The organism is Aeromonas dhakensis (assembly GCF_002285935.1).
In the GTDB taxonomy this organism is placed as follows: Bacteria; Pseudomonadota; Gammaproteobacteria; order Enterobacterales; family Aeromonadaceae; genus Aeromonas; species Aeromonas dhakensis.
The window spans coordinates 3145638-3163081 of sequence record NZ_CP023141.1 but is presented as its reverse complement, the minus strand read 5'-3'; the positions used below and the strand labels follow the sequence as shown (position 1 = coordinate 3163081).

At 63.8% G+C, this 17444-nt stretch carries 13 protein-coding genes; 10 read left to right on the top strand and 3 right to left on the bottom strand.

The window, feature by feature from the left end; translation table 11 throughout:
• Positions 1 to 4: 4 nt before the first annotated feature.
• From hisD to hisIE, 10 genes are all read left to right on the top strand, one after another.
• Positions 5 to 1330 (top strand): histidinol dehydrogenase, encoded by a 1326-nt coding sequence (hisD, locus tag CK627_RS14760; protein ID WP_095592734.1) that lies wholly within the window; start codon positions 5 to 7, stop codon positions 1328 to 1330.
• Complete coding sequence (gene hisC / locus CK627_RS14755; protein WP_095592733.1) at positions 1327 to 2397, top strand: histidinol-phosphate transaminase; 1071 nt, start codon at positions 1327 to 1329, stop codon at positions 2395 to 2397. Before hisD ends, hisC begins: the two co-directional genes overlap by 4 nt.
• A 15-nt stretch (positions 2398 to 2412) precedes the next feature.
• Positions 2413 to 3543, top strand: a complete 1131-nt coding sequence (gene hisB / locus CK627_RS14750) for a bifunctional histidinol-phosphatase/imidazoleglycerol-phosphate dehydratase HisB (RefSeq protein ID WP_095592732.1) — start codon at positions 2413 to 2415, stop codon at positions 3541 to 3543.
• Complete coding sequence (gene hisH / locus CK627_RS14745; protein WP_095592731.1) at positions 3543 to 4172, top strand: imidazole glycerol phosphate synthase subunit HisH; 630 nt, start codon at positions 3543 to 3545, stop codon at positions 4170 to 4172. Before hisB ends, hisH begins: the two co-directional genes overlap by 1 nt.
• A 5-nt stretch (positions 4173 to 4177) precedes the next feature.
• A complete protein-coding gene (hisA, locus tag CK627_RS14740) occupies positions 4178 to 4927 on the top strand; it encodes a 1-(5-phosphoribosyl)-5-[(5-phosphoribosylamino)methylideneamino]imidazole-4-carboxamide isomerase (protein ID WP_017778983.1) in 750 nt (249 codons plus the stop codon).
• 150 nt (positions 4928 to 5077) lie between these two features.
• Positions 5078 to 6187, top strand: coding sequence for a response regulator (locus CK627_RS14735; protein ID WP_019839794.1), 1110 nt, complete (start codon positions 5078 to 5080; stop codon positions 6185 to 6187).
• Positions 6180 to 8333 (top strand): PAS domain-containing protein, encoded by a 2154-nt coding sequence (locus tag CK627_RS14730; RefSeq protein WP_095592730.1) that lies wholly within the window; start codon positions 6180 to 6182, stop codon positions 8331 to 8333. Before CK627_RS14735 ends, CK627_RS14730 begins: the two co-directional genes overlap by 8 nt.
• Positions 8330 to 12439 carry a PAS domain S-box protein gene (locus CK627_RS14725; protein WP_095592729.1) on the top strand — a complete coding sequence of 1370 codons (4110 nt, stop codon included), beginning with the start codon at positions 8330 to 8332 and terminating at the stop codon, positions 12437 to 12439. The genes CK627_RS14730 and CK627_RS14725 overlap by 4 nt, the downstream gene beginning before the upstream one ends.
• A gap of 180 nt (positions 12440 to 12619) precedes the next feature.
• On the top strand, positions 12620 to 13393 hold the full coding sequence (hisF, locus tag CK627_RS14720) for an imidazole glycerol phosphate synthase subunit HisF (protein ID WP_011706044.1): 774 nt from the start codon (positions 12620 to 12622) through the stop codon (positions 13391 to 13393).
• Positions 13386 to 14021, top strand: a complete 636-nt coding sequence (hisIE, locus tag CK627_RS14715; RefSeq protein WP_095592728.1) for a bifunctional phosphoribosyl-AMP cyclohydrolase/phosphoribosyl-ATP diphosphatase HisIE — start codon at positions 13386 to 13388, stop codon at positions 14019 to 14021. Before hisF ends, hisIE begins: the two co-directional genes overlap by 8 nt.
• Before the next feature lie 91 nt (positions 14022 to 14112).
• Here the strand turns inward: hisIE and CK627_RS14710 are convergent, their stop codons facing one another.
• From CK627_RS14710 to CK627_RS14700, 3 genes are all read right to left on the bottom strand, one after another.
• On the bottom strand, positions 14113 to 14433 hold the full coding sequence (locus tag CK627_RS14710; RefSeq protein ID WP_024941744.1) for a hypothetical protein: 321 nt from the start codon (positions 14431 to 14433) through the stop codon (positions 14113 to 14115).
• Positions 14434 to 14499: 66 nt separating this feature from the next.
• Positions 14500 to 15198 (bottom strand): helix-turn-helix transcriptional regulator, encoded by a 699-nt coding sequence (locus CK627_RS14705; protein WP_095592727.1) that lies wholly within the window; start codon positions 15196 to 15198, stop codon positions 14500 to 14502.
• Positions 15199 to 15391: 193 nt separating this feature from the next.
• Complete coding sequence (locus CK627_RS14700) at positions 15392 to 17014, bottom strand: acyl-CoA synthetase (RefSeq protein ID WP_095592726.1); 1623 nt, start codon at positions 17012 to 17014, stop codon at positions 15392 to 15394.
• Positions 17015 to 17444: the final 430 nt, after the last annotated feature.

Sequence of the window (17444 nt, the reverse complement as noted above, 5' to 3'; positions counted from 1 at the left end):
ACACATGCAAACCCTGATCTGGAAGACCCTCTCCCCCGCCCAGCAGGCCGACGTGCTGACCCGGCCCGCCCTGAGTGACGAAGCCGACATCGGCGCCGTGGTACGGGAGATCATCGGCTCGGTACGCAGCCGGGGCGATGAGGCCCTGCGCGAGCTGAGCCAGCGTTTCGAACGTGCCCCGCGCCAGCAACTGCAGGTAAGCAATGCCGAAATCGAGGCCGCCTGCGAGCGCCTCGATGACGACATCAAGGGCGCCATCGAGGCGGCCATCGCCAACATTCGCACCTTCCACGCCGCGCAAGCGCAACCCGTGGTGCGGGTCGAGACCCAGCCCGGGGTGGTGTGCGAACTGCGCACCCAGCCCATCAGTCGGGTCGGCCTCTATGTGCCGGGCGGCAGTGCGCCGCTCCCCTCCACCGTGATGATGCTGGCCATTCCGGCACGCCTGGCCGGTTGCCGTGAAGTGGTGCTCTGCACCCCGTCCCCGGCCAGCGACGAGATCCTGTTTGCCGCCCGCGCCTGCGGGGTCGAAAAGGTGTTCGCCATCGGCGGCGCCCAGGCCATCGCCGCCATGGCCTACGGCACGCAGACGATCCCCAAGGTGGACAAGATCTTCGGCCCGGGCAACGCCTATGTGACCGAAGCCAAGGGCCAGGTGTCGCGCGACTGGCGCGGCGCCGCCATCGACATGCCGGCCGGCCCCTCCGAGGTGCTGGTCATTGCCGACGAGAGCGCCAACCCGGCCTTCGTGGCGGCGGATCTGCTCTCCCAGGCCGAGCACGGCCCCGACAGCCAGGTGGTGCTGGTGACCACCTCACCGCTGCTGGCCGACGCCATCAACGGCGAGATCAAGCGCCAGCTGGCCAAACTGACTCGGCGCGACATCGCTGCCAAGGCGCTGGGTTCAAGCCTGGTGATCCTCTGTGACGATCTGGCCGAGGCCTGCGCCATCTCCAACGCCTACGCGCCGGAGCACCTGATCGTGCAAACCCGCGCCCCGCGCGAGCTGCTGGACCGGCTGGAGAATGCCGGCTCCATCTTCCTAGGTGCATGGACACCGGAATCGGTCGGCGATTACGCCAGCGGCACCAACCACACTCTGCCCACCTACGGCTATGCCCGCACCTGCTCGAGCCTTGGCCTCGCCGATTATCAGCGCCGCTACACGGTGCAGGAGCTGAGCGAGCGCGGCATTCAGGGCCTTGGTCCCATAGTCGAGCGCATCGCCCAGGCCGAGGGGCTTGATGGTCACAAGAATGCCGTCACCCTCAGGTTGAACGCCCTGGCCGCCGCGCCCCAACAAACAGCACAGCAGAAGGATTTGTCATGAGCATTGCCAATTTGGCGCGCCGCGTGGTGCGGGCCCTCACCCCCTATCAATCCGCCCGCCGCATCGGCGGCAAGGGCCACGTCTGGCTCAACGCCAACGAGGCCCCGCTGGCCTATCCCTTCACCATCGAGGGGAGTCGTCTCAACCGCTACCCCGAGTGCCAACCGGCCGAGGTGGTGAACGGGTATGCCGCCTACGCCGGGGTCAATCCCGATCAGGTACTGGTGAGCCGCGGCGCCGACGAGGCCATCGAGCTCTTGATCCGTACCTTCTGCGAGGCGGGACAGGATCAGATCCTCATCTGCCCCCCCACCTACGGCATGTACGCCATCAGCGCCGAGACCTGTGGTGTCGGTATCGTCGAGCAACCGCTCACCACCAGCCGCCAGCCGGACTGGCCCGCCATCGCCGATCGCCTCGGCGACGTGAAGCTGGTGTTCCTCTGCTCCCCCAACAACCCCACCGGGGATCTGGTAGGTCGCGACGGGCTCATCGCCCTGCTGGAGAAGGCGCAGGATCGCGCCATCGTGGTGGTGGACGAGGCCTATATCGAGTTCTGCCCCGAGGCTTCCGTGGTGGACCTGCTGGCTCGCTTCCCCAATCTGGTGGTGACCCGCACCCTCTCCAAGGCCTTTGCCCTGGCGGGGATCCGCTGCGGCTTTACGCTGGCAAACCCGGAGGTGATCGCCATGCTGGCCAAGGTGATCGCCCCTTATCCCATTCCCGAGCCCATCGCCCAGATAGCCGCCCAGGCCCTCTCCCCCATGGGGCTCGAGCTGATGCGCGAGCGCGTGGTGGAGCTCAACAAGCAAAAGGCCGCCTTCAAGGCTGAGCTGGCAAGATTTGCCTGCGTGAAGGAAGTGTTCGAGGACAAGGGCAACTTCGTGCTGGTGCGCTTTGTGGATGGCGCCAGCGTGTTTGCCGCCATGAAGGCCGCCGGCATCATCTTGCGGGACTTCTCCAGCAAGCCGGGCCTGGACAACAGCATTCGCGTCACCATCGGCTATCAGGGCGAGATGGACGCCGTGCTGGCCGTGCTGCGTGACCTGCCCTCTCCCACTTTGTAAGACAAGGATGTAGCGATGAAGACCCCGTTTTTGTTTATCGACCGCGACGGCACCCTGATTGAAGAGCCGGTGACCGACAAGCAGGTGGACAGCCTCGCCAAGCTGCGCTTCGAACCCATGGTGATCCCGGTACTGCGCGAGCTACAGGCCGCCGGTTACGTGCTGGTGATGGTGACCAACCAGGATGGGCTGGGCACCGCCAGCCTGCCGCTGGAGAACTTCCAGCCGCCCCACGATCTGATGATGCACCTGTTCGAATCGCAAGGAGTTAGCTGGGAGCAGGTGCTGATCTGCCCTCACTTCCCCACCGACGGCTGCAGCTGCCGCAAGCCCCACCTCGGCCTGGTGAAGGAGTATCTCGCCTCGGGTCGCATCGACTTTGCCAACTCCTTCGTGATTGGTGACAGACAGACCGATCTGCAGCTTGCCGAGAACATGGGCATCAGCGGTATTCGCTACCACCCGCAAGATCACGGCTGGCTCGCCATTCGTGATCAGCTGCTCTCCAAAGGACGAGTTGCCGAGGTGGAGCGCTATACCAAGGAGACCCGCATCCAGGTGGCTGTGGATTTAGACAAGAGCGGCGGCAACCAGATTGAAACCGGCATCGGCTTCTTTGATCACATGCTGGATCAGATAGCGACCCACGCCGGTTTCAGGCTCAAGCTCAAGGTCAGCGGCGATCTGCACATCGACGATCACCACACGGTGGAAGATGTAGGCCTCGCGCTCGGTCAGGCCCTGCGCCAGGCTCTTGGCAACAAGCGCGGCATCGGTCGTTTCGGCTTCGTGCTGGCGATGGACGAGGTGCAGGCGGTGATCGATGGCCGCCCGCGTGCGGATGAAGAGACCCCGCTCACCGAGCAGGAGGTAGCCACCGCGCTGGATTTGAGCGGTCGCCCCTACTTCGTGTTCGACTGCCCGAGCGGTTTTGGCCGCGACAACGTGGGTGAGATGGCCACCGAGATGGTGCCCCACTTCTTTCGCTCCCTCTCGGACGCCATGGCCATCACATTGCAGATGAAGGTGGGCAGCGGCAACACCCACCACCAGGTGGAGGCGCTGTTCAAGGGCTTTGGCCGTGCCCTGCGCCAGGCCATTCGGGTGGAAGGGAGCGAGCTCCCCTCCAGCAAGGGGGTGCTGTGATGGAAGTGAACAAGCAGAAGCTGGTCATCATCGATACGGGGTGTGCCAACCTCGCCTCGGTCAGGATGGCGTTCGAGCGCCTCGGCGTGCAACCGCGGGTCTCCCGCGAGGCGGCCGACATCGAAGCGGCCGACAAGCTGATCCTGCCCGGGGTCGGCACCGCCGTGGCCGCCATGAAGAACCTCAACGAGCGCAATCTGGTGCCACTCATTCGCGCCGCCAAACAGCCGCTGCTGGGTTTTTGTCTCGGCATGCAGATGCTGGCGGAAGCCTCCGAAGAGATCATGAGTGAGGGCGAAGACAAGGGCGGGCTTATCGACTGCCTCGGCATAGTCCCGGGCAAGATCCGGCTGATGGAGGTGGGCAACCTGCGCCTGCCTCACATGGGCTGGAATCAGGTGGAGCACGACGAGCGCCACCCGCTGCTCAAGGGCATTCCGAGCGGCAGCTACTTCTACTTCGTCCACTCCTACGCCCTGGAGGTGACCGACGCCACCATCGCCACCTGCGACTACGGCCAGCCGTTTACCGCCATCGTCGGTCGTGACAACTGCTTTGGCGCCCAATTCCACCCGGAGCGCTCCGGCGCTGCCGGTGCCCGCCTACTGCAAAACTTTCTGGAGCTTTAACAAGGATGATTATCCCAGCCATTGATCTGATTAACGGCCAAGTCGTGAGGCTCTATCAGGGCGACTACGGCCAGAAGACCGCCTACAGCGACAGCCCGCAGGCCCGCTTCGATGAATATGTCTCCCAGGGGGCGGTGCAGCTGCACCTGGTGGATCTGGACGGTGCCAAGGATGCCAAGGCGCGCCAGCTCCCCCTCATCGCCCAGCTGCTGTCGGCCACCGAGGCGCCGGTGCAGGTGGGGGGCGGCGTGCGCAGCGAGCAGGATGTGGCGGATCTGCTGGCCGCCGGCGCCAGTCGGGTAGTGATCGGCTCCACCGCCGTCAAATCGCCGGATCTGGTGGCCAGCTGGATGGAGAAATACGGCCCCGAGCGCATCGTGCTGGCGCTGGACGTCAATATCGACGCCCAGGGCAACCGTCACATCGCGGTAGCCGGCTGGCAGGAGAACAGCGGGGTAACCATAGAGGCGTTGATCGAGCGCTTCCTGCCCGCCGGGCTCAAGCACGTGCTCTGCACCGACATCAGCCGTGACGGCACCCTGGCCGGTACCAACGTCGAGCTCTACCGGGATCTCTGCGCCCGCTACCCGAGCGTCGGTTTCCAGGCCTCCGGCGGCATTGGCGGCATCGAGGATATCGAGGCGCTCAAGGGCTCCGGGGTCAAGGGGATCATCCTCGGTCGCGCCCTGCTGGAGGGCAAGTTCTCGGTGGGGGACGCCATCGCCTGCTGGGGCAGTCACGGCAGCGCCGGCTGATCCCGCCACAGCAGACAACCTCCTGACGTTGACTGGTGAAGGCCCGCCTGTGGGCCCTCTCCAGCAAGGGGTAAATCGGGGTAAGTCCTTATTGCTTGGTAACAATTGACTCTATACTCGAACTCACTGAGACAACGTCACGGAGGATCTATGTTTACATCTCACTCCGCCACCATCCTGATTGTCGACGATTCCCCCGAGAATCTGATGGTGCTGACCGACCTGCTCTCCTCCACCTATCGGGTGCTCGCGGCCCAGAGTGGAGAGAAGTGCCTGCGCATCGCCACCGGCAAGATCACACCGGACCTCATTCTGCTGGATGTGATGATGCCTGGCATGGACGGCTACGAGGTGCTCAAGCAGTTGCGTCTCAACGGGCAAACCAGCCGCATCCCGGTCGTGTTGCTCACCGCCCTCGCCGATCCCCAGAGCGAAGAGTACGGCCTGTCGCTGGGAGCCGCCGACTACATCACCAAACCCATCAAACCCGCCATCGTCCAGGCCAGGGTACGCACCCAGCTGGAGGCCAAGCAGGCCCGCGACGGTCTGCAGCACCAGAATGCCGCGCTGGAGGCCGAAGTGGCACGGCGCATGGCGGAAAATGATCTGACCCAGCAGGTCTCCATCCGCGCCCTCGCCCATCTGGCGGAGATCCGCGATCCCGAAACCGGCAATCACATCCTGCGCACCCAGGGCTATGTCAGGCAGCTGGCCAGCGCGCTGTCGACCCATCCCCGCTTTGCCGAGACCCTGACCCCCCGCTACATCGACCTGCTGAGCCGCTCGGCCCCGCTGCACGACATCGGCAAGGTGGGCATACCTGATCAGATCCTGCTAAAACCGGGCAAGCTGACGCCAGAGGAGTGGCAGATCATGCGCACCCACGCCAAGCTCGGCAGCGATGCCATCGAGGAGGCAGAACGGGACATCGATCAGCCGCTGGTGTTTCTCACCCTGGCCAAGGAGATCGCCCACTGGCACCACGAGAAGTGGGACGGCAGCGGCTATCCGGACGGTCTGAAGGGAGACGCCATTCCACTCTCGGCCCGCTTGATGGCGCTGGCGGACGTGTTCGACGCCCTCATCAACGTGCGGGTCTACAAGGCGGCCATGCCCTATGACGAGGCGCGCGCCCTGATCCTCTCCGGCAGCGGCCAGCATTTCGACCCGGACGTGGTGACCGCCTTTGACAGCCACTTCGACGAGTTCATCGCCATCGCCGAGCGATACAAGGACGACAACGAGGTCCCTCATGGCTGAGCGGCCGCCCTTGACCCGGGCCCATGTGCTCAATGTGGTGCTCACCTATGCCGCCGTGGCGAGCCTGTGGATCCTGCTCTCCGACAAGGCGGTGGAGTGGCTGTTCAGCACCCCGGCGCAATTTGCACTGGCCAGTACCATCAAGGGGTGGCTGTTCATTGTCATCACCGCCACCCTGCTCTACACCATGCTGCGCCGGCGCATCGATCAGCCCACCGTCAGCAGCACGCCATCGAGGCGCCAACTGCTTCCCTTCGTGCTGTTCAATGGCCTCATCATCGCCCTGACCGCCATGGCCATCGCCCAGAACATCAATCTGACCCAGGACAAGGAGGCGACCCGGCTCGAGACCATCGCCGACCTCAAAGGCAAGCGCATCACCGAGTGGCTCAACTCCCGCGAATTCGACGCCCACATACTGCTCGAAAACCCGCTCTATGGCGCCCTCTATCGCGAAGCCCAGACCAGCCATGCCGGCCAGGCCGACCTGATGGCCAGGCTCGATGAGTTTCTCTCCATCCGCCGTTTCAGCGCCGCCACCGTGCTGGCGCCGAGTGGCGAGGTGCTGTGGCAGACGCAGGGGGCCAGCGGTCTCAACCGCGCGCTGCGCAATGCCCTGGCCAGTGTCAGCGCCGGGCGCATCACCCGGGTGGGCCCCTACCTGGACGAGCAAGGGCATGCCCGGCTCGATTTCGTCGCTCCCCTGCCGGTGACCGACGGCAAGCCCCCCCTGATCGTGCTGCAGATCAGCAGCAGCGAGCCCCTCAACAGCATTCTCAAGACCTGGCCGGTGCCGAACAGCAGCGGCGAGGCCCTGCTGTTTCGCCGCAACGGCGAGCAGATCCAGTTCATCAATGACGTCCGCTATCGTCCGGACTCGGCCCTCACCCTGCAGTTGCCGGCCAGCAGCAAGAAGCTGCTGGCGGCCCAGTACCTGCGCCATGATCACGACGCCCAGGACAAAGCGATCTTCTTTGGCCGGGACTATCGCAACGTGCCGGTGTTTGGCACCGCCCGTCCGGTGCTGGGCACCGACTGGTACCTGCTGGCCAAGATAGACGAGGCAGAGCTCAACCGCGCGGTATTGAAAGAGAGCATCTGGATCGGGCTCATCGGCCTGCTTGCCCTCTTCATTACCAATGCGGGCATAGTGCTGCTGCGCCAGCACACCCGGCTGCAGATGGCCGAGCAGGTTCGCCAGTCCCAGGCCGGCCGGCTGCAGGCGCTGCAACTGCTCTCCGCCATCGCCGACAGCTCGGAAGACGCCATCTTCGCCAAGGATCTGGAGGGCAAGTACATCCTGTTCAACCGGGCAGCCAGCCAGTTCGTCGGCAAGTCGGCCAGCGAGATGCTGGGCCAGGATGACACGGCCATCTTTCCTCCCGATCAGGCGCGCATGCTGATGGAGATTGGCCGCCAGGTGATTGCCAGCAACCGGGTGCAGACCCAGGAGGAGTATCTGACCCTGCCAGGCGGCGAGCGGGTGTTTCTCGCCACCAAGGGGCCGCTGCAGGGCAGCGATGGCGAGGTGATCGGTATTTTTGGCATCTCCCGCGACATCACCGACTTCAAGCGGGCAGAGGCGGGCCTGCGCGAGCGTGAAGGGCTGTTCCGCGCCCTGGTGGAGCAATCCCTGGCCGGCATCTACATCATCCAGCAGGGTCAACTCTGCTACATCAACCCAGGTTTTGCCCGCCTGTTCGGCTACGGCTCGACCGCGGCGCTGCTGAAGATTGGCTCCCTGCCAGCCCTGGCCAGTGCCAAGGACAGCGCCAGAGTGGCCGAACAGCTGCAGCGCTGCGAGCAGGAAGACAGCGAGATCCACACCCGCTTCACCGCCCTGCATCACGATCACCAGAACATCGAGATGGAGCTGTACGGCCGGCGCGTCGACTACCGTGGCCAGCCCGCCGTGCTCGGCCTCTTGCTGGACATCACGGAGCGGGAGCAGGTCGAACAGGCCCTGACCCGTCAGGCGAGCGAACTGCGCCAGCAAAACAACGAGCTGGAGCGGTTCAACAAGGTGATGGTGGACAGGGAGCTCGCCATGCTGGCCCTCAAGCACAAGATCAATGAGTTGTCGCTCCAGCTCGGAGAGCAGCCCCCCTACCCGCAGGCCCCCACTCCGCCGGAAGAGTCCCTATGATGAACTGGTCTTCGCTGTGGCATCTTCGCCCCACCAAACAGCGCTGGGGCGTCTGCCTGCTGGCACTGCTGCTGCCCGTCCTGATGCTGCAGATCCGGGTCCAGCTGCCCATCGCCTTTGGCGAGCGCCCCCTGCTGGTGCTGTTCATGCTGCCCATCATCGTCTGTGCCCTGCTGGGGGGGCTGTTGCCCGGTCTGCTCTGCACCCTGATGAGCGGCCTGCTCACGGCCTACTTCGTGTTGCTCCCGGTCCACGAGCTGCGCATCGGCTCCGGCCAGGATCTGGTGCAGTGGGGCATTCTGGAGGTCAACGGCATCCTCATCAGCCTGCTGAGCGCCGCGGTGCACCACTCCCGCAGCCGGGAGACCCAGCGTTGGCAAGAGCTGGCCAGCATCCAGTCCCGTCTGCAACAGAGTGAAACCCGCTTCCAAGCCACCTTCGAACAGGCGGCGGTCGGCATTGCCCTGGTCGCCCCCGACGGCAAGTGGCTGCGGGTCAACCAGCGGCTGTGCGACATGGTGGGCTATCAGGCCGACGAGCTGATGGGAATGACCTTTCAGCAGATCACCCACCCGGACGATCTCTTCATCGACCAGACCTATGTGACCCAGATGCTGGCCGGCGAACGCCAGCAGTACACTCTGGAGAAGCGTTACCTGCGCAAGGGGGGCGAGATCCTCTGGATCACCCTGACGGTGGCGCTGGTCAAAAACCTCAAGGGGGAGCCCGACTACTTCATCTCGGTGATCGAGGACAACCAGCAGCGCAAGGAGGCGGAGGAGGCCCTGCGCCGCAACGAGGGGATCCTGCGTGAATCCCAGCACCTGGCCAAGATCGGCAACTGGCGCTGGCACATCGCCGATGACAGCCACTTCTGGTCGCCGGAGATCTACCGCATCTATGGCCGCGATCCCTCCCTGCCCCCTGCCATCTATCCCGAAGTGAAGAAGTATTTCACCCAGGAGGGGTGGCGAACCATCGCCCAGTCGGTCGAGCGCTGCCTGCAGGATGGTCAACCCTACGAGTGCGATGCCGAGGTGTATCACGAACATGGCGACCCCGCCTGGATCATCGCCCGGGGGGCGGCGCTTCGAGACAGCGAGGGGACCATAGTCGAGCTTTACGGCACGGTACAGGACATCACGGAGCGCAAGCTGGCCGAGCAGCAGTTGCTGCACAACCAGCAGATAGCGCTCGATACCCAGCGCCGTGCCCGACTGGCGGCGCTCAATCTGATGGATGACGCCATCAGCGCCCGCATCCGCGCCGAGACCACCAGCAGCGCCCTGCGCGAGAGTGAACAGCGGTTGCTGCTGGCCCAGGAGGGGGCGCACATCGGGATCTGGGAGTGGAACATCCAGAGCGGTCGCCTCTACTTCTCCCCCGAGTGCGCCCGCCTCTATGGCCGCAGCGCCGAGCAACTCAGCGAGATCCACACCTGGCAACGCTGCCTGCACCCGGACGACAAGCCACGGATCGACAAGCTGCTGGCAGACCTCCCCGCCGGCGGCAAGCCGGTGGAGCTCGAGTTCCGGATCCTGCTGCCCAACGGCGAGGTGCGCTGGCTCAGCAGCAAGGGCAGCGTCTATCGGGATGCCCAGCAGCGCCCGCTGCGCCTGCTCGGCATCCATCTGGACATCACAGAGCGCAAACTGGCCGAGCAGCAGCTGCGCCAGCTGTCGCTCGCGCTGGAGCAGAGCCCGGACGGCGTCTTCATCACCGATACCCAGGCCCGCATCGAGTATGTCAACGTCGCCTTCCTGACCACCAGCGGCTACCAGCAGAGCGAAGTGATCGGCCAGACCCCGACCCTGCTGCGCTCCGGCCTCACCCCCAGGGCCACCTATATTGCCCTGTGGGACGCCATCAAGCACGGCCAGCGCTGGCACGGCGAGTTCATCAACAAGCGCAAGGACGGCTCCCACTATCATGTGCTGGCCACCGTCTCCCCCATCCGCCAGGAGAACGGGGTCGTGACCCACTACGTGACGGTACAGGCCGACATTACCGAGAAGAAGCAGCTCGGCGAGGAGCTGGATCAATACCGCTATCACCTGGAGGAGATGGTTGACGAGCGCACCCTGCAACTGGCCCAGGCCCATCAGCGGGCGGAGAGCGCCAACCGCGCCAAGAGTGCGTTTCTGGCCAACATGAGCCACGAGATCCGCACCCCCATGAACGCCATTCTGGGGCTCACCTATCTGCTCAAGCGCGACACGCCGGATCACACCCAGCAGGAGCGGCTGGAAAAGATCGACAACGCCGCCCAACACCTGCTCACCATCATCAACGACATTCTGGATCTCTCCAAAATCGATGCCGGCAAGATGGCGCTGGAGCAGAGCGACTTCTCCCTCACCGCCATGCTGGACAACGTCAGCGCCCTGATGAGCGAGCAGGCCCGCGCCAAGGGGCTCACCATCATAGTCGACATCGGCGACACCCCGGCCTGGGTGCACGGCGACATCACCCGTCTGCGCCAGGCGCTGCTCAACTACACGGCCAACGCCATCAAGTTCACCGAACAGGGCTCGGTCACCCTGCGGGTACGACCGGAGCTCATAGTCGACATCGGCGACACCCCGGCCTGGGTGCACGGCGACATCACCCGTCTGCGCCAGGCGCTGCTCAACTACACGGCCAACGCCATCAAGTTCACCGAACAGGGCTCGGTCACCCTGCGGGTACGACCGGAGCGCCAGCTTGGCAGCGACTATCTGCTGCGCTTCGAGGTGGAGGACACCGGCATCGGCATCAGCCCGGAACAGACCGAGAAGCTGTTCCAGGCCTTCGAGCAGGCGGACGTCTCCACCACCCGCAAATATGGCGGCACCGGGCTGGGGCTCGCCATCACCAGCCGGCTTGCCACACTGATGGGCGGGGATGTGGGGGTCAGCAGCACCCTCGGCAAGGGCAGCTGCTTCTGGTTTACCGCCCGCCTCTCGGCAGGCCAGGGCGAGCCGCAACAGCCCGCCCGGCTGGAGCAGACGGTGCAGCAGGCCCTCTTTTTCGCCAACCATGCCAGGGTGCTGCTGGTGGAGGACAACGCCATCAACCGCGAGGTGGTGCTGGAGCTGCTCGGCAACAGCGGCCTGGTCATAGAGACGGCGGTGAACGGCCAGGAGGCGCTGGCGCGCGTCAGTCAGCACCCCTTCGATCTCATCCTGATGGACATACAGATGCCGCTGATGGATGGCTACAGCGCCACCCGCGCCATCCGGGCGCTGCCGGGCTGGGACAAGGTGCCCATTCTGGCGCTCACCGCCAGCGCCTTCGAAGAGGACAGAAGGGCCTGCGAGTCCGCCGGCATGAACGACTTCATCGCCAAACCGGTCACCCCGACCCGCCTGTTTGCAGCGCTGCAACAGTGGCTGCCCAACAGCTCAGCCGCCAAACCTGGTTATCAGCGCCGGGCCAACGATCTGCTGATCGGCCCCCTCGCCCGCCTGCAAGGGGTGCCCGGGCTCGACCTGCAACAGGGGCTGGCGGTGTTGCAGGGCAACCAGAACAAGTACGTGACCCTGCTGCGCCACTTCGCCAGTGAACACAGTCTGGACATGCAGCAGCTGGCCGCTCAGCTGCAAACCGGTGACAAGCCCGCCGCCACCCGGCTGGTTCACACCTTGCGCGGGGTGGCCAGCACCCTGGGGCTGGTCGAGCTGGCCGCGCTCTGTCAGCAGCTGGAGCAGGCCCTTGCCAAAGGGAACCTGGCCCCGGCCGAGCTGATGATGCCCATCGAGCGCCACCTCTCTGAGCTGCTCAACCTGCTGGGAGAGGAGGAGCGCCTGGTCCCCGCCACCTCGGCCCCCCTTGGCGGCCAGTGGCAACAACCGCTGCTGCGTCAGATGGAAGAGCTGCTGCTGCAAAGCGACACCGCCGTGCTGCCGCTGTTCGAGCAGTATGCCGCCCCCCTGATGCTCACGCTGGGCACTCAGGGCGAGACGCTGGCCCGTCAGCTCAAGGTGTTCGACTTTGATGGGGCCCTGCTCACTCTGCGGGCACTGCTGGCAACGGATGATGCTCATGGGGAACCCCTGGCACGCCAGCCCGATGGCAGCAAGGGATCCCAGGGGGCCAACAGGGCGGATAAAGGGTTGAATCACTGAATAAAGTCGTGCATATAGTGGTGTTCCCCCGCGTGAAAACACCGTCCGGATCCGGTCTTTTCTCCCGTACAGGAACCCGCTGTTAAAGCATGCCATTGACATTTTTTCACTCGCCGCCGGGCCCCAAGGCCCGTTGGCAACAACGTTAGTTTTAACAGTGCTTTACATGGAGCAACGAGCATGTTGTCAAAGCGTATTATCCCCTGCCTCGACGTCAAAGATGGCGTTGTGGTCAAGGGAGTGCAGTTTCGTAATCACGAGGTGATGGGTGGCATCGTCGAGCTGGCCCGCCGCTACGCCAGCGAGGGGGCCGACGAGCTGGTGTTTTACGACATCACCGCCTCGAGCGATGAGCGGGTGGTGGACAAGAGCTGGGTGAGCCGGGTGGCCGAGGTCATCGATATCCCCTTCTGCGTCGCCGGTGGCATCAAGAGTGTCGAGGATGCCCGCCAGATCCTGGAATTCGGGGCCGACAAGGTTTCCATCAACTCGCCGGCGCTGGCCGATCCCACCCTCATCACCCGACTGGCCGAGCGCTTCGGCGTGCAGTGCGTGGTGGTGGGCATCGACTCCTATTTTGATGCGCAGAGCGGCCACTATCAGGTCAAGCAGTTTACCGGCGACGAGAGCCGCACCCGCACCACCGCCTGGCATACCCTCGACTGGGTCGAGGAGGCGCAAAAGCGTGGCGCCGGTGAAATCGTGCTGAACGTGATGAACCAGGACGGCATGCGCCAGGGCTATGATCTCGAGCAGCTCAAGCTGGTGCGCGCCGTCTGCAAAGTGCCGCTCATCGCCTCCGGCGGCGCCGGTGCCATGGAGCACTTTCGCGATGCCTTCACTCTCGCCGACGTGGACGGGGCGCTGGCCGCCTCCGTGTTCCACAAAGGCCTTATCCCCATTCCCGAACTGAAACGCTGGCTGAAAACCGAAGGAGTCGCCATCCGTGAATAATCAAGCAGTAAACAACGACGCATCGCTGGCTGAGCGCCTGGACTGGGCGAAATGTGACGGCATGATCCCCGCCATCGTCCAGCATGCCGCCAGCGGCGAAGTGCTGATGCAGGGTTTTATGACCCGGGAAGCCCTGGCAAAAACCCTGGCGACCGGCCAGGTCACCTTCTTCAGCCGCAGCAAGCAGCGCCTCTGGACCAAGGGGGAGAGCTCGGGCCATGTGCTCCAACTGGTCGCCATCACCACCGACTGCGATCAGGACTCCCTGCTGATCGCCGCCAACCCCGTCGGCCCCACCTGCCATCTGGGCAATCCCTCCTGCTTCGACGGCCACCCCGTGCCGCCCCTTGGCTTCCTGGCCGAGCTCGAGCAGATCCTGGCGGCACGCAAAGGCGCGGATCCGGCCACCAGCTACACCGCCAGCCTCTATGGCAAGGGCACCAAGCGCATCGCCCAGAAGGTGGGTGAAGAGGGTGTGGAGGTGGCGCTGGCCGCCATGGCCAAGGATCGGGAGGAACTTATCAACGAATCCGCCGATCTGCTCTACCACCTGACCGTCTTGCTGCAAAACGAGGGACTGGGTTTGAAGGATGTGGTGCAGCGGCTTTATGAGCGCCACACCAAGTGATGACCAACCGGTGAAGCACAAACGGGCCCTGATGGGCCCGTTTCCTTTAATGGTCAGCACCGGCACGAGAGCCGGCAGGCCGCACACTCTTTCAGCCGATACGGGTCCAGAAGCTCATGTTCACCGAATCAGGATCCAGCAGAGTCAGGTACTCCCCTGCCACGGCATTGTGCAACCACTGCTGGCAATAGGCTTCGACCAGTGACTGGCTGGGGGCCATCACCAGATCGGCATAGACACCGTCGGCGCCGCGCAGCAGACAGTGCACAATGAGCTCGGACTGCTGGACAAGAAATTCGGACTCGACCCTGTGTGCCAGGGCGAGCAAATCCGCCTCCGTCACCCCCTCCTTGAGCCTGAAAGTGGCAAACTCGACGCCCCCTGCCCCTTGCATGTCGCCCTTGATGATCATCTTGTTCTCTCCGTTGTATATGGTCTGGAGAAAACAGCATAACGAAGGGCTACTGACAGCCTTGTGTCAGTCCTGAATTGCCGTTTCGGCACCACTGCGCGCATGAGTGAACTCGTCCGACTGCCGCAGGGCGAGGTAATCGGCCAGGGTCACGCCAAGAGGTGCCCCTTCCCCCTGACGGCACTGTGCCAGGGTATCGATGCGATCCACCCTGAAATCCCGGTAGGCCTGACGCAGCGCACACCAGGCGCCGAGCGTCCAGTATCCGCCCCAGTAAAAGAGCCCGAGGGGATAGATGTGGCGGCCCGTCTTGCAGGCTTTGGCATCCTGATAACCTATTTCCAGCCAGCGGCCGGCGGTGATGGCCTCGTGCAACTGATCCCAGCGGGCGTATACCGGATGCGCCGTGCGATAGTCCGGTACCCGCACCACGGGGTCGCAGTCCACCTGAGTGCCCTGTGCAGGCAAAGCGGCCTCTATCTTGGCGAGCAGGGCCCGGGCCGGATCGGCCATCCCCTTGCCGGTCAGCACCGCCACCAGGTTCACCCCGGTGATGAGGGCCTCCAGCTCGGCTGCGCTCAACTGCAAGGGGGCCATCTCGAACCCCTCGCTCAGCCGATAGCCCAGCCCGGCTTCACCATAAACGGGAATGCCAGCCAGAGAGAGGTCGTCCATATAGCGGTAGATGGTGCGCTCCGAGACACACAGGCGCGTTGCCAGCTCACGGGCGGTCAGAGGCTGGTGAGCCCGCAGCAGGTTGGTCAATTGAAACAGTCGATCCGATTTTCTCACGGGCATCCTCAGGCCGGCAGGAGATGACCGGCATGGTAAGCCGGGATGGGCCCGAAAGGCACGTATTGTTGGCTGGCAACCGCTACCATCGAAACCTTGCTTCCTGCATCTCACAAAGCAAAACGGGCCCGCAGGCCCGTTGATTGACTTGGCGCTCTCGTCAGAGTCACCCCAGCTGCTGGCGCAGCATAAATTTCTGCACCTTGCCGGTGGAGGTTTTCGGCAGTGGGGTAAAGATGATGCGCTTGGGGGCCTTGAAATGAGCCATCTGTTCGCGGCAAAACTCGATGAGTTCGGCCTGGCTGAGTTCGCGCCCCTCCTTGAGCTTGACGAAGGCGCAGGGCACCTCCCCCCACTTCTCGTCCGGCATGGCGATCACCGCCACCTCGTCCACATCGGGATGGCGATAGAGCACATCTTCCACCTCCAGGCTGGAGATGTTCTCCCCGCCCGAGATGATGATGTCCTTGGATCTGTCCTTGATCTCCACGTAACCGTCCGGGTGCCACACCGCCAGATCGCCGCTGCGAAACCACCCCTCCGCCATCGCCTCGGCGCTGGCGACCGGGTTCTTGAGATAGCCCTTCATCACCACATTGCCGCGCAGCACGATTTCGCCCATGGTCTTGCCATCCTGAGGGACAGCCTCGCCGCTGACCGGGTTGATGACCCGCATCTCCCCCTGCAGCGGTGAGGCTACCCCCTGGCGCGCCTTGAGACGCGACAACGTGGTGGCATCTTGCCCCTGCCAGCTTCTTTGCGGCTCGCACAGCACGCAGGGACCATAGGTTTCAGTGAGGCCGTAGACGTGGGTCACGGCGATCCCCATCGCCTCCATGCCGGCGATCACGGTTGCGGGGGGCGCCGCCCCTGCCGTCATCGCCTTGATGGGGTGATCGAGCCCGCGTTTGAGGGCCGGATCGGCGTTGTTGAGCATGTTGAGTACGATGGGGGCGGCGCAAAAATGGGTCACCTTGTGCTCGTGCAGCGCCTCATAGATGGCTGCCGCCTGCACATGGCGCAGGCAGACGCTGACCCCGGCCGTCGCCGCCAGGGTCCAGGGGAAGCACCAACCGTTGCAGTGAAACATCGGCAAGGTCCAGAGATAGACGCTGTGCTTGGGCAGCTCCCAGGAGAGCACGTTGTTGACTGCATTGAGGTGGGCGCCGCGATGGTGATAGACCACCCCCTTTGGGTTGCCGGTAGTGCCGGAGGTGTAGTTAAGCGAAATCGCCTGCCACTCATCTTGCGGCAGCCAGCCGGGCTCATCCCCATTCCCCTCGGCAAGAAACCCCTCATAGGTGAGCTCGCTGACCAGCTCCCCCTCCCGATAGAGGGGATCGTCGATGGCGATGAGCAACGGCGCGAGTTCAATCAATGCCAGCGCCTTGCGCACCACGGCGCCAAACTCCCGGTCCACCAGCACCACCTTGCTCTGGGCATGCTGGAAGATAAAGGCCATCGACTCGGCATCGAGCCGGGTGTTGATGGTGTTGAGCACGGCGCCGCTCATGGGCACCCCGAAATGGGCCTCGAACATGGCCGGGGTATTGGGGGCGACGATGGAGACGGTATCCCCCTCGCCGATGCCGCGCAGGCGAAGGGCCGAGGCCAGCTGGCGGCAGCGTCGCTCGGTCTGGGCCCAGCTCTGGCACAGGGGGCCGTGGATCAGCGCCGGATAGTCGGGGTAGACCCGGGCGGCCCGTCCCAGAAAGCTGATGGGGGTCAGCGCCTCATAATTGGCGGGATTTTTTTCCAGATCGCGCTGATAGATGTTCTGCTCTGTCATCGGGTTCCTTCCTCGCAGGTAGCAAAAGCGGTGCGCTCCCGGGAGCGCCGGCAACCATCCTCTGGCGTCCTGCCAGAGGTTGCTCGTATCGGGGATCACAGCCTAGCGCGAGGTAATGGCCACAGGTATTAGCAAAACGTCTTAGAGGCGCTGCGCCGGCGCCGCCAATCTGACCGAGCTGCATGTCGGTGCCTGTTTTTTCAGCGACAAATATCGACGGCCAATATCCTCAGCATAAAACCCGGCAAATAATGAATATGCTGATGTTGGCATGCAAGCTGGCCATATCTGGTTGCAGGCTTGCCGATATCGATATATTTAGAAACACCACCTCCTGGATATTTATGGCATAAGCAAGCGCATCGGTTTATTGCCAATAAATTAATGACAGATTCCTCATGAAATATATTTTGTGACGGCTTCCATAAAG

Bases quoted from the DNA above. Each gene is read 5' to 3' on its own strand.
- CK627_RS14730 (WP_095592730.1), top strand. From the start codon at position 6,180: ATGGCTGAGCGGCCGCCCTTGACCCGGGCCCATGTGCTCAATGTGGTG.
- hisH (WP_095592731.1), top strand. From the start codon at position 3,543: ATGGAAGTGAACAAGCAGAAGCTGGTCATCATCGATACGGGGTGTGCC.
- CK627_RS14725 (WP_095592729.1), top strand. From the start codon at position 8,330: ATGATGAACTGGTCTTCGCTGTGGCATCTTCGCCCCACCAAACAGCGC.
- CK627_RS14710 (WP_024941744.1), bottom strand. From the start codon at position 14,433: ATGATCATCAAGGGCGACATGCAAGGGGCAGGGGGCGTCGAGTTTGCC.
- hisD (WP_095592734.1), top strand. From the start codon at position 5: ATGCAAACCCTGATCTGGAAGACCCTCTCCCCCGCCCAGCAGGCCGAC.
- hisF (WP_011706044.1), top strand. From the start codon at position 12,620: ATGTTGTCAAAGCGTATTATCCCCTGCCTCGACGTCAAAGATGGCGTT.
- hisA (WP_017778983.1), top strand. From the start codon at position 4,178: ATGATTATCCCAGCCATTGATCTGATTAACGGCCAAGTCGTGAGGCTC.
- CK627_RS14700 (WP_095592726.1), bottom strand. From the start codon at position 17,014: ATGACAGAGCAGAACATCTATCAGCGCGATCTGGAAAAAAATCCCGCC.
- hisB (WP_095592732.1), top strand. From the start codon at position 2,413: ATGAAGACCCCGTTTTTGTTTATCGACCGCGACGGCACCCTGATTGAA.
- hisC (WP_095592733.1), top strand. From the start codon at position 1,327: ATGAGCATTGCCAATTTGGCGCGCCGCGTGGTGCGGGCCCTCACCCCC.
- CK627_RS14735 (WP_019839794.1), top strand. From the start codon at position 5,078: ATGTTTACATCTCACTCCGCCACCATCCTGATTGTCGACGATTCCCCC.